11 protein-coding genes and 1 pseudogene are annotated in these 11,770 nt (G+C 73.8%); 1 reads left to right on the forward strand and 11 read right to left on the reverse strand.

Annotated features, from left to right (window positions below; translation table 11 throughout):
- Positions 1–213 precede the first annotated feature (213 nt).
- From CNO22_RS11755 to CNO22_RS11780, 6 genes are read right to left on the reverse strand one after another with little or no spacing between them, the layout of a single operon-like run.
- Positions 214–705, reverse strand: coding sequence for a hypothetical protein (locus CNO22_RS11755; RefSeq protein WP_100499549.1), 492 nt, complete (start codon positions 703–705; stop codon positions 214–216).
- Positions 702–1,064, reverse strand: coding sequence for a response regulator (locus CNO22_RS11760; RefSeq protein ID WP_100499550.1), 363 nt, complete (start codon positions 1,062–1,064; stop codon positions 702–704). The genes CNO22_RS11755 and CNO22_RS11760 overlap by 4 nt, the downstream gene beginning before the upstream one ends.
- A complete protein-coding gene (locus CNO22_RS11765; protein ID WP_100499551.1) occupies positions 1,061–1,597 on the reverse strand; it encodes a chemotaxis protein CheX in 537 nt (178 codons plus the stop codon). The genes CNO22_RS11760 and CNO22_RS11765 overlap by 4 nt, the downstream gene beginning before the upstream one ends.
- A complete protein-coding gene (locus tag CNO22_RS11770) occupies positions 1,594–1,977 on the reverse strand; it encodes a response regulator (protein ID WP_100499552.1) in 384 nt (127 codons plus the stop codon). The genes CNO22_RS11765 and CNO22_RS11770 overlap by 4 nt, the downstream gene beginning before the upstream one ends.
- 1 nt (position 1,978) lies before the next feature.
- The gene (locus CNO22_RS11775) at positions 1,979–2,803 is read right to left on the reverse strand and encodes a CheR family methyltransferase (protein ID WP_100499553.1); all 825 of its coding nucleotides are present in this window, start codon (positions 2,801–2,803) and stop codon (positions 1,979–1,981) included.
- A complete protein-coding gene (locus CNO22_RS11780; RefSeq protein ID WP_100499554.1) occupies positions 2,800–3,921 on the reverse strand; it encodes a protein-glutamate methylesterase/protein-glutamine glutaminase in 1,122 nt (373 codons plus the stop codon). Before CNO22_RS11780 ends, CNO22_RS11775 begins: the two co-directional genes overlap by 4 nt.
- Positions 3,922–4,288: 367 nt before the next feature.
- On the opposite strand from CNO22_RS11780, the gene CNO22_RS11785 reads away from it, so the two are divergent.
- A complete protein-coding gene (locus CNO22_RS11785) occupies positions 4,289–5,470 on the forward strand; it encodes a glucose-1-phosphate adenylyltransferase family protein (RefSeq protein ID WP_100499555.1) in 1,182 nt (393 codons plus the stop codon).
- A 123-nt stretch (positions 5,471–5,593) separates the two neighbouring features.
- Here CNO22_RS11785 and CNO22_RS11790 read toward each other — a convergent pair whose 3' ends face one another.
- The 5 genes and pseudogenes from CNO22_RS11790 to CNO22_RS30115 all read right to left on the reverse strand — a co-directional run.
- A complete protein-coding gene (locus tag CNO22_RS11790) occupies positions 5,594–6,490 on the reverse strand; it encodes a hypothetical protein (protein ID WP_100499556.1) in 897 nt (298 codons plus the stop codon).
- Between the two features lie 314 nt (positions 6,491–6,804).
- Entirely contained in the window at positions 6,805–7,260 is a 456-nt protein-coding gene (locus tag CNO22_RS11795; RefSeq protein WP_100499557.1) for a chemotaxis protein CheW, read from the reverse strand.
- Positions 7,257–9,617, reverse strand: a complete 2,361-nt coding sequence (locus CNO22_RS11800) for a chemotaxis protein CheW (RefSeq protein WP_100499558.1) — start codon at positions 9,615–9,617, stop codon at positions 7,257–7,259. The genes CNO22_RS11795 and CNO22_RS11800 overlap by 4 nt, the downstream gene beginning before the upstream one ends.
- Positions 9,618–9,748: 131 nt before the next feature.
- Positions 9,749–11,374, reverse strand: a complete 1,626-nt coding sequence (locus CNO22_RS11805) for a methyl-accepting chemotaxis protein (RefSeq protein WP_100499559.1) — start codon at positions 11,372–11,374, stop codon at positions 9,749–9,751.
- A 270-nt stretch (positions 11,375–11,644) separates the two neighbouring features.
- Positions 11,645–11,770, reverse strand: a pseudogene (locus CNO22_RS30115) (methyl-accepting chemotaxis protein); the annotation flags it as partial.

An 11,770-nucleotide genomic window follows, 5' to 3' on the forward strand; every position in this document is an offset into this window, starting at 1 on the left:
CACCACGACGACGACGGCCCCGGGGCACAGTGCCTCGGGGCCGTCGTCGTCGTGCGCCCGGGACGGCGGGAGGGTGGGCTCCGGCGCCGTCCCGGGGCGTCTCTGGTCGTGGCCGGTGGCGGGCTCGGAGGGTCCCCGCCGGACGCGACGGTGGTGCTCAACGCAGGCGCGGGACGGCTCCTGGCCGCGGTGTCGTCCGGTAGGACGACGATGTCACGGGATGACCAGGGAGAGCCCGCCCTTGCCGTAACGGGGGACGTCGATGGCGAGGTCGAGCCGGTTGAAGTCGGCGAGCGAGCCGGCGATGTCGCCGGGGATGTCGTCACCGGGGGCGTACAGCTTGTAGAGCTTGGAGTGCGGCGCACCCGGCACGTTGAACAGCGCCGAGAGCACGTTGACGACCTCGTGCAGCGCCTCGGTGAGCATCGCGGTGAGCTCGCCGTCCTCCTCCACGGCGTCCTGCGCGCCGCCGGGGGGCAGCAGCGCGAGGGCGGCGCCGGTGTAGGCCGACGCGCCGAGGTCCATGACGCACAGCGCGTTCACGTTCATCGACGGGTCCACGTACACGGCCACCGACACCGGGGACGTCGGCGTCGGCGTGACCGGTGCGCCCGGCGCCACCCCGACGGGCTTGCCCACCAGGCCGCAGAGCACGTCCTTGACGGCCTTGGCGTCCGGCAGGACGACGGTCAGCGGCGCGCTCATGCGATCACCCCGTCCAGGTTCTCGCGGAAGGTCTCCTCGGTGAACGGCTTGGCGATGAGGAACAGCGCGCCGGCGTCGGCCGCCTTCTCCCGCATGTCCGCCGACCCCTCCGAGGTGACGAAGCCGAACGGCACGGCCGAGCCGGAGGAGCGCAGCGCCTGCAGGCACTCCAGCCCGGTCATGTTGGGCATGTTCCAGTCCGACAGGACCAGGTCCGGGTTCTCGGCCTGGACCTTGTCGTAGGCGTCGCGGCCGTCCTCGGCCTCGACGATGTCGTGGTCGTCGTACCCGGCCTGGCGCAGGGTGCGGATGACGATCTGCCGCATCACGCGGCTGTCGTCGGCGACGAGGATCTTCACAGGGACGCTCCGTTCTGGTGCGGGTTCTCGTTCGGGGTGTGCGGGGAAGGCAGGGGCGGCAGGGCGCCCTGCACGGACACGACCAGGGGCTGGCCGCGCCAGAGGACGCCGAGCCGGCAGACGTCCTCGGGGTTGCGGACGGCGGGCGCCGCGCCGACCTGGGGCAGGCCCAGGGTGGACGGGCCGGGCAGCGACGCCTTGACGTTGCCGCCGACCACGTTCGCGATCTCGCCGAACGCGTCGACGACGTCCTCGTGGTCGAGCAGCTCGGGCGCGGCCTCGCGCAGCAGCGCCCGGGTCAGGTCGGCAGCGGTCTGCCGGCCGGTGGTGAGGACGACGCTGCCGGTCCACGGGCCGACGACGTCGACCCACGCCGACAGCGTCTCCGCCGGCAGGTCGCCGGCGAGTGGGACGAGCACCTCGTCCTCGCCCACGAGGGCGATCCAGGCCTCGGTGGCGATCGACTCGACGGTGACCTCGTCGATCAGCGCGGTGATGACCTGGCGCCCGGCTCGTGCGGGTGCGAGCGTCACAGGACGGCCTCCTGGGGGAGCATGCCGAGCAGCGCGAGCTTGTCGCGGAGCGCGTCGGCGGTGAACGGCTTGATCACGTACTCGTGGGCGCCGGCGGCGAGCGCGCGGACGATCTGGCTCTGCTCGCTCTCGGAGGTCACCATCATCAGCGTGACGGTGCGCCAGGCCGGGTTGGCCCGGACGGCGGAGACGAACTGGAGGCCGTCCATCACCGGCATGTTCCAGTCGATCGTGCACAGGTCGGGCCCGTAGCCCTCCTGCAGCACGTCGAGCGCCTCCCGCCCGTGGCCGGCCTGGCGGGTCTCGTAGCCGAACCCCTCCAGCGCCGCGCTCACGATCCGCCGCATGGCGCGGGAGTCGTCGATCACCAGTGCACGCACGTCAGTTCCCCTTCAGCGGGCGGTAGGCGGAGCTGCGGCCGACGACGACCCGCTCCCAGGAGTCGTCGACGCCGAGAGTGGTCTCCGCGGCGCCGAGGAAGAGCCATCCGTCGGGCCGCATGAGGGCGCGGACCCGGCGGAGGATGGCCTGCTTGGTCGGCAGGTCGAAGTAGATGAGCACGTTGCGCAGGTAGACCACGTCGAACGGGCCCATCCGCGGCAGTGGCGCGGCCAGGTTGCACTCGCTGGCCGTCACCATGCGCCGCAGCGACGGGGCGACCTCCCACTCGGTGCCCGCCCGGGTGAAGTGCCGGACGAGCATCGCCGCCGGCAGCCCGCGGTTGACCTCGAGCTGGCTGAACCGGCCCGCCCGGGTGCGCTCGACCATCTCGCGGGAGAGGTCGGTGGCGGTGATGGCCACGCGGGTCGAGGCGTTGGGCAGGGCGTCCTCGAGCAGCATCGCGATCGTGTACGGCTCCTGTCCGCTCGAGCAGGCCGCCGACCAGATGTGCAGCCGCTCGGCCGGCCCGCGCGCCGACAGCAGCGAGGGCAGCACCGTCGAGCTGAGGGCGGTGAACGGGTCGCCGTCCCGGAACCACGACGTCTCGTTCGTGGTGAGCGCCTCGACGATCTTGCGGGTGGACTCGGGGCTCGGCCGGGTGCGGACCGAGTCGACCAGCTGGCCGACGTCGGGCAGCCCCATGGAGCGGGCGATGGGCAGCAGGCGGGCCTCGACCAGGTACTCCTTGCCCGGGGCGAGCACGATCGCGCTCTCCCGGTGCACCAGCTGGCGGACCCAGTCGAAGCTGGTCGCGGGGAGGGTCATCGCCGTCCTCCGACGAACGCAGGGGCGGTGGCCGGGCGGCCCACCGGCGCCTTCGGACCGGTGATCCGCCGGGTGATCGCCTCGGCGACCCGGTCGAGCGGCAGCACTTCGTCGGCGTAGCCGGCCGTGGCGACCGCACCGGGCATGCCCCAGACGACGGAGGTCGCCTGGTCCTGGACCACGACCGCACCCCCGGTCTCGCGGATGCGGCCGGCGCCGATCCGCCCGTCCGCGCCCATGCCGGTGAGCACGACACCGAGGACGGCGCCGTCGAAGGTCTCGACCGCGGAGCGGAACAGCGGGTCGACGGCGGGACGGCAGAAGTTCTCCGGCGGCGACTGGTCCAGCGCGGTGAACAGGCCGCGGGGGGTCCGGCGGATCGTCAGGTGGTGGTCGCCGGGGGCCAGGTGCACCGTGCCGGGGGCCAGCGGGGTGCCGTCGACGGCCTCGACGACGTCCAGCGCGCACAGCCGGTCCAGTCGCTGGGCGAACTGGCGGGTGAACACCGGGGGCATGTGCTGCACGAGCAGCACCGGCACCGGCAGGGACGTCGGCAGGGCGGGCAGCACCTTGGCCAGGGCCTCGGGGCCGCCGGTGGAGGAGCCGATGACCAGGACGGCGGGCTGCTTGACCGCGCCGGTGCGCGGCGCCGGCGGGCGGACCGGGGTCGCTGCCGGGGCCGGCGTCCGGGCGGGGCCGGTGGTGACCGGGCGCCCGGTGAGCGCCTTGATCTTCGGGGTGAGCTGCTGGCGCACGCTCTCCATGGACTGCGCGACGCTGCCGACGTTGGCCGGCTTGGTGACGTAGTCGTTCGCGCCGGCGGAGAGGGCGTCGAGGGTGGCCGACGCGCCCCGCTCGGTGAGCGTGCTGAACATGATGATCGGCACCCGGCTGCGCCGGGCGCGGATGGCGCGGACCGCCTCGATGCCGTTCATCTCCGGCATCTCGATGTCCATCGTGACCAGGTCGGGCTTGAGCTGCTCGAGCTTGGTGACGGCGATGCGGCCGTTGACGGCGGTGCCGACGACCTCGATCGCCGGGTCCTCCGAGAGGACGTCGGTGACGATCTTGCGGACGACCACCGAGTCGTCGACGACCAACACCCGGATCGGGTCCATGCGTCCTCCGTCTCCCCGTGCGGGGTGCCGGCCAGGGGCGAGCTGGCGCTGTGGTTCGGCACCCGCCCAGGAGCGAGGTGCAGCCGGCGGTCCGCCCGGGTGCCGGCGGCCGTCCGCTGTCGGTGCCTGTCACGGGTGTTGTCGGCCGCTCCCCCGTTCTCCTTGAGCCGATCGGGGAGATCGCGCCACATTTTCCGGTGTGATCATGAATGCGCTCACCGACCATTTCCACCATTTGTCGACACGTCTCCGGCGGAGCGGCCGGTCAGCGTGCCGAGCATCGTCTGCGGCCCTCTGGTGCGGTTCCTAGAGAGCCCTAGAGGGCGCTCGCGAGGGTGAACGCCGTCCCCGCGGGTAGCCGGGGGCCATGCCTCTCCCCCGGGTCCTCGTCCTCGTCCTGGCCGGCGGTGCCGGCGGCCGGCTGGAGCTGCTCACCGAGCAGCGCGCCAAGCCCGCCGTCCCCTTCGGCGGGGTGTACCGGCTGATCGACTTCCCGCTGAGCAACTGCCAGCACTCGCACCTGGCCGACGTGTGGGTGTCGGTCCAGTACCACCCGACGTCGCTGTCGCAGCACCTCGCCAACGGCCGGCCGTGGGACCTCGACCGCACCGACGGCGGCCTGCTGGTGCTGCCGCCGTACCAGGGCACCGACCGCGCCGGCTGGGTCTCCGGGACGGCGAACTCGCTGTGGCGCTACTCCCCGCTGGTCCGCGACCTCGCCCCCGACGCCCTCGTCGTGGTCAGCGCCGACGCGGTCTACAAGCTGGACTACCGCGAGGTCGTCGACGGGCACCTGGGCTCCGGCGCGGAGGTCACCATGGTCACCACCGAGGTCGCCGAGGACGACGCGTCGCGCTACGGGATCGTCGAGGTCGGCGACGGCGGGAAGGTCGGCGACTACGCGTACAAGCCCGACGAGCCGCGCACGACCACCGCCACCAACGAGGTGTTCGTCTTCTCCCCCGACCCGACGCTGGACCGGCTGGAGGCCCTGGCCGCCGAGCACGGCGAGGAGGGTCTCGAGGACCTCGGCACCCACCTGCTGCCGGCGCAGACCCGCGACGGCCTCGCCCGCGCGCACCGGTTCGACGGGTACTGGCGCGACGCGGGCACCGTGGAGGCGTACTGGGAGGCCCACCACGAGTTCCGCTCCCCCGAGCCACCCCTGGACCTCGACGACCCGTCCTGGGCGGTGCACACCCGCGGCGGCCGTCGCAGCGCCGCCCGGGTGCTGCGCGGGGCGGAGGTGGAGGACAGCCTGATCTCCGGCGGCACCCGCGTGGCCGGGAGGGTGATCGGGTCGGTGCTCTCCCCCGGCGTGGTCGTCGAGGCCGGGGCCACCGTCGTCGACTCGGTGCTGCTGCCGGGAGCGCACGTGCGGGCCGGCGCCACCGTGACGCGCACGGTGCTCGACGACGGCGTCGTCGTCGGGAAGCGCGCCACGGTCGGTGGGGACGGCGGGGTCACGCTGGTCGGCCGCCGGGCCGAGGTCGAGGCCGGCAGCGAGCTCTCCGCCGGCGCCCGCTTCCCCGACCCCGAGAAGGACTGAGGGCCGTCCTCTCGACGACTTCAGGGATCGTGCGGCCCGGAACAGCGATCAGGCAGCGTGTTCCCCGGAGCTGCCTGTCCGGGGGACCTGCCCGTTCGACCAGGACACGGGCAGTGACTCAGCTCAGCGGGGGACGGCTCCCGGCCGCGGCGAGAACAGCACCGCGAGGGCGTCGCTGCCGAGCAGGTCGGCCATCACGATGGCCTGCACGCAGCCGGCGACGGCGTTCCAGGCGCCGGCGGCGGCAGCCGGGGCGTCGAAGCCGGCGTCGAGGAACGCGCGGACGGCGAGCAGCTGCGCGGTCGCGAGCGTCCGGGTGCGGCCGGAGACGTGCGCGGCCCAGGACGCCTCGTGCATCGCGGCCGCCCACGGCCGGCGCTCGGCGCGGGACGCGTCGACGGCGGCCATCCAGCGGGCCCGGCCCACGGCGTCCAGCGAGCGCAGCCCGGTCAGCAGCTCCGCCAGCTTCCCGGTGGCGGGGCCGAGGTCGAGCACGGGGGTGGTCGGCACGCCGGTCGAGGTGGCGAGCAGCAGCGGGCCGGTCAGCTGCCGGCGGACCAGCGGCGGCAGCACGGCGGCGGCCCAGGCGCCCACGGCGGCGTCGGCGAGGACGTCGGCGGCGGCGTCCCGGACCGCCTCGTCCACCAGCGCGGCGGCGGGGTGCTCGGGGCCGAGGACGTCCTCGCGGAGCACGCGCTCGACGGCGACGGCGTCCCCGATGGTGCTGCGCTCGAGCTGGGCGACCAGCGCCGCGGCCCGGTCGGCCCCGGGGGCGACGTCGGCGGCGGTGCGCAGGTGCGGGACGGCGGCGGCGAGCTCGCGGGCCTTGCGCGCCCGGACGGCGAGGGCGGCCCGCTGCTCGCGGTCGCGGCCCGCGGCGGGGTGCACCGCGGCGAGCTGCTCCAGCGCCGGGACGTCGGCGGCGAGCCCGGTGAGCAGGGCGTCCGCGACGGCGCGGCCGGCCGGCAGTCGGACCAGGTCGAAGCCGAGTGTGGCGGCACTGACCAGCGAGTAGGGCACGGCAGGCCTCCCAGTCGACGTCCCCCGAGGTGAGGTCGCCCCAGACTGACCGTGCGTGCGACGCCGCGCCACGCGAGCGTCACCCCTTCGCCGGACCCACGACGGGTGGAGTGTCGTGTGCCGCGCTGCACCGTCCCCGGTCGGTCACTATGCGTAGGCGAACACCGCCCGTGGAACGCCGCGACCCCCGGCCCGGCGACCCTCCGGAGAGAGGGGCCGCCCGACCGGGGGTCGGAGGGAGGAGCGTGGCCGCCGGGGAAGGTCCGGCCGCGCCCGGGCTGGGCGGCAATTTCCGCGGAAATGGCCGTGAGGGTTCAGGCGCTGACGGCCTTGTGAATGTCCAGGGCCAGCAGCAGGTGCCCGTCGAGCTTGAACGCACCGCGGATCAGCTCGCGGCCGGCGCCGTCGAGGGTGTCCGGCGGCGCCTCGAAGTCCGCCGGGTCGACGTCCACGACGTCCGCGATGGCGTCGACCAGCAGGCTGACCGCCTCGCCGTGCAGCCGGACGACGATGACGACGGCGTCGGTGCCCTCGGGCCGCGGCGGCCGGCCGAGGCGCTCGCGCAGCTCGATCGCGGTCACCACCTGGCCGCGCAGGTTGATCAGCCCGGCGACGGCGGTGGGCGCCAGCGGCACGCGGGTCAGTCCCTGGCTCTTGAGCACCTCCTGCACGTGCGCCACCTCGACGCCGTAGAGGTCGCCGTCGAGCCAGAAGGTGGCCAGCTGGCCGCCGATGGCAGCGGTGTGGGCAGCGGCCTGGGCGGTGGTCACAGGGAGGCCTCCAGGAGGGACGTGGGGACGCCGTCCGGCGTCACGGGAGCGAGGGCGGAGGGGTGGGTCGAGTAGAACGCCGGGTCGGCGGCCAGGATCGCGGCGCGCACGTCGAGCAGCTCGGTGACCTTGTCGCCGAGGATGGCGGACCCGAGCAGGCCCATGTCGTCGATGTCGCTGCGGACCGCCGCCTCGCCGTCGACGATGTCGAGGATCTCCTCGACCACGATGGCCACGCTGCGGCCGTGGTCGCTGTACACGATCACCTCGAGGACCTCGCGGTCGCTTTCGCCGTAGGCACCCAGGTGCCGGTCGAGCCGGACGATCGGCAGGATCGCGCCGCGGTACTGCACGACCTCCCGGTTGCCGACCCGCTCCACCGTCTCGGTGCGCACCTGCTCGAGGCGGGTGACGGTGTCCAGCGGGATGGCGACCCGGCGGCCCCCGCCGATGGCGGCCAGCAGCATCCGCTGGCGCTCGGCGTCGGTCGCCTGCGCCTGCAGCGCGGCCACGCGGGACTCCTGGCGCTCGCTGGTCTCGGTGCGCAGCGCCCGGCGGGCCAGGGCCTGCACGTCGAGGATGAGCGCGACGGTGCCGTCGCCGAGGACGGTCGCGCCGGAGTAGAGGCCGATCGCCTTGAGCTGGCCGCCGACGGCCTTGACGACGATCTCCTCGGTGTTGATCACCCGGTCGACGACCAGACCGAAGCGCCGGCCCTCGGACCGCAGGACGGCGATGACCACGTGTCCGTCGTGCCGGTCGGAGGTCAGCCCGAGGACGTCGGTGAGCCGGACCAGCGGGAGCAGCTCGCCGCGCAGCCGGTACACCGGGGCGCCGCCGACCTCCTCCACGGCGTTGGCGGCCTTCTCGGCGTCGAGCGAGACGAGTTCCTGCAGGCTGATCTGGGGGATGGCGTAGCGGTCACCGGCGCACTCGACGGTCAGCGCGGGCACGATCGCCAGCGTCAGCGGGATGCGCAGGCGGCAGACGGTGCCCCTGCCCGCGACCGACTCCACCTCGATGGTGCCGCCGATCGCCTCGATGTTGGTCTTGACGACGTCCATGCCGACGCCGCGACCGGAGACGTTGGTGACCTGGGCCGCCGTGGAGAAGCCCGGCAGGAAGATCATCTGCAGGACGTCCTGGGGGCCCATCCGGGTGAGCGCGTCCGGGGTGACCAGCCCGCGCTCGACGGCCTTGGCGCCGAGCTTGGCCGGGTCGATGCCGGCACCGTCGTCGGCGACCTCGACCACGACCTGGCCGCTCTCGTGCCGAGCGCGCAGGGTGAGCACGCCCTCCGCCGGCTTGCCGAGCCGCGCGCGGGTGTCCGCGTCCTCGATGCCGTGGTCGACGGAGTTGCGGACCAGGTGGGTCAGCGGGTCCTTGACCGCCTCGAGCAGGGTCTTGTCCAGCTCGGTCTCGCGACCCTCCATCTCCAGCCGGATGGACTTCCGCAGCTGCAGGCCCAGGTCCCGGACGACGCGCGGCAGTTTCGACCAGATGTGGTCGATCGGCTGCATGCGCGTCTTCATGACGCCCTCCTGCAGCTCGCTGGCGATGAGGTTGAGCCGCTGCGAGGCGCGCACCAGGTCGGTGTCGTTGGAGCGCCCGACGTACTGGACGATCTGGTTGCGGGTCAGCACGAGCTCGCCGACGAGCAGCATCAGCTCGTCGAGCAGGTCGACGTCCACCCGGATGGTGCTGTCGGCGACCGCCCGGCGGGCCTGGCCGCTGCCGCCGTCGGCCTCGGGCTCGTGGGCCACCTCGACCGCCGGCGCCGGCCGCGGGGCGGGGACCGCCGGCGCGGCCGGGAGTTCGGCTGCAGGTGCCGGGACGGCGGCCGGGGGGACCTCGGCCGGCACCTCGGCGGCGGGCACCGGGACCTCCGCGGGAGCCTCGGCGACGACCTCGGCCGGCTCGGCGACGGCGGGGACCGGCTGGGTAGCCGGGGCCGGGACGGCGGCCGCAGGGGTGTCCTCCATGGCGGCGCTGATCTCCGTGACGACGGAGGAGACGTCGACCGAGCCCTCGCCACTGGTGGCCTCGATGGAGGCGAGCAGCGAGCGGACGGTGTCGACCATCCGCAGCAGCACGCTGGTCCGGTGCGGGGTCAGCTCCAGGGCGCCGTCCCGCAGTCGGGACAGCATGTTCTCGCCGACGTGGGTGACCTCCTCCAGGCGCTGGAACGCCAGGAAGCCGCTGGTCCCCTTGATGGTGTGGATCGTGCGGAAGATGCTCGACAGGCGGTCCCGCGAGTCGGGCTCCTGCTCGAGGGCGACCAGGTCGGAGTCCAGCTGGTCGAGGTTCTCGTGCGACTCGACCAGGAACTCCTCGACGATGTCGTCCAGACCGTCCACGTTGCTCTTCTCTCTTCGTACCGGGAGCGGCGTGTGCGCTCTGGTGGGTGATCGGCGGGAGGGGTGGGCGGGTCAAGCCCAACGGGGAGACCGCCCCCGCCGGCCGGGGCGCCCGGCCGGCGGGGGAGTGGTCAGTAGCTGAACCGCGAGACGCTGGTGCGCAGGTCGGCGGCCATGCGGGAGAGCTCGTCGACGGCGGTGCGGGTCTGGGTGAGCGCCTGGGTGGTCGACTCAGCAGCCCCGGAGACCCCACCGATGTTCAGGGCGATCTGCCCCGCGCCGGCCGCCGCTTCGGTCACCGACCGCGACATCTCGTTGGTCGTGGCGGTCTGCTCCTCCACCGCCGAGGCGATGGTGGTCTGCCGGTCGGAGATCTGCGCGACGATCGAGCTGATCTCGGCGATGGCGGCCACGGCGGCGCTGGTGTCGCCCTGGATCGACTGCACGCGGCGGGCGATGTCCTCGGTGGCCTTGGCCGTCTCCTGGGCCAGCTCCTTGACCTCGTTGGCCACCACGGCGAAGCCCTTCCCGGCCTCCCCGGCGCGGGCGGCCTCGATGGTGGCGTTGAGCGCCAGCAGGTTCGTCTGCTCGGCGATGCTCGTGATCACCTTGACAACGTTGCCGATCTCGGCGGAGGAGTCACCCAGCTTGGCGACGGTGGCGGTGGTGGTCTCCGCGGCGGTCACGGCCCGGGCGGCCACGTCGCTCGCCTCGGCGGCGTTCGACGCGATCTCCCGGATGCTCGCCCCCATCTGCTCCGCACCCGCCGCGACCGTCTGCACGTTGCGAGAGACCTCCTCCGCGGCCGAGGCCACCACCCCGGACTGCGCCGAGGTCTCCTCCGCCGACGCCGAGATCTGCGCCGACGACGCCGACAGCTCCTCCGAGCTCGCCGCCACGGCGTCCGCCGAGGTGACGACCGTGGACAGCACCTCGCGCAGGCTGGCGACGGCGGCGTCGAGGGAGGCGCCCATGCGGCCCAGCTCGTCCTGCGAGGTGAGGCCCACCGTCCGGGTCAGGTCGCCGGTGGCCAGGCCCTCGGTGACGTCCTGCACCCGCCGCACGCTGCGCGCGATGCCGCCGGCGACCCAGAGCCCCATGCCGATCGCGGCGGCGATGCCCACAGCGAGGATGACCAGCGAGGTGGTCCGCTGGGTCGCCGCGGACTCCGCTGCCGCCGCGGCGGCGGCCTGGGCCTCCGCGGTCTCCATCCCGAGCAGCTCGTTGAGGTCGGCCTCGACCTGGTTGGCCAGCGGCGCGACCGTCGACTCGTTGGCCTGGATCCACGCCTCGTACTGGTTGGCGACGCCCAGGGGGCCGAGGACCGTGGCGGCCGTGCTGGTGAACTCCTCGTACCCCTCGCCGATCCGGGTGGCCAGCTCCCGCTTCTGCGGGTCGTCGGTCTCGGCCAGGTAGGTCTCGACGAGGTCGGCGAAGCGCGCCTCGACGTCGCCCACGGCGGCCAGCTTCTGCTGCCCCTTGACCGGGTCCACCGTGAGCAGGACGTCGCGGACGGCGACCCGGGTGTCCTTGACCGCGCCGCGCATGCCGGCCGCGGTCGTGAGGCCGTGGACGTTGTCGTCGAGCATCCGCTGCGTGCGGTCGGCGGCCGCGCCGAGGGCCTGGAGGCCCAGCACACCCACGACGGCGGCCACGAGAGCGGCCACGCTCACCGCGAGCAGGACCTTGGTCTTCACCCCCCGGTCGGCGAACCAGTTGCTGCGCCGGCCGGTGGGGGCCGGGGGAGTGGTGCTCATGACTGTTCTCCTGAGAAGAGGCGGAACTCGGGATCCGGCCGCCATCTCCTCGCGGGGTGTATCGGCCGTGCACGACAGATCAAAGGGCAGGACACGCCGTCCGGGAGGGCGCGAAACACGTTCCAGACGGATTGTTGTCAGAAATGCCGGTGAGCGCTTTTCCGGGATCGCCATGTCGACACGGGGAATGGCGCGCAAAACCCGGGAACGGCGACGGGGCGGCCGCCGGACGGCGTCCGACGGCCGCCCCGGAGGAGCGGGCCGAGCTGCTCAGTAGGTGAAGGCGGCCACCGTGGCGCGCAGGTCGGCGGCCATGCGGGAGAGCTCGTCGACCGCGGTGCGGGTCTGGGTGAGCGCCTGCGTGGTCGAGTCCGCGGCAGCCGAGACACCGGTGAT

This window comes from Geodermatophilus chilensis, from assembly GCF_002802985.1.
Taxonomy (GTDB): Bacteria; Actinomycetota; Actinomycetes; order Mycobacteriales; family Geodermatophilaceae; genus Geodermatophilus; species Geodermatophilus chilensis.

Bases quoted from the DNA above. Each gene is read 5' to 3' on its own strand.
- CNO22_RS11755 (WP_100499549.1), bottom strand. From the start codon at position 705: ATGAGCGCGCCGCTGACCGTCGTCCTGCCGGACGCCAAGGCCGTCAAG.
- CNO22_RS11775 (WP_100499553.1), bottom strand. From the start codon at position 2,803: ATGACCCTCCCCGCGACCAGCTTCGACTGGGTCCGCCAGCTGGTGCAC.
- CNO22_RS11780 (WP_100499554.1), bottom strand. From the start codon at position 3,921: ATGGACCCGATCCGGGTGTTGGTCGTCGACGACTCGGTGGTCGTCCGC.
- CNO22_RS11785 (WP_100499555.1), top strand. From the start codon at position 4,289: ATGCCTCTCCCCCGGGTCCTCGTCCTCGTCCTGGCCGGCGGTGCCGGC.
- CNO22_RS11805 (WP_100499559.1), bottom strand. From the start codon at position 11,374: ATGAGCACCACTCCCCCGGCCCCCACCGGCCGGCGCAGCAACTGGTTC.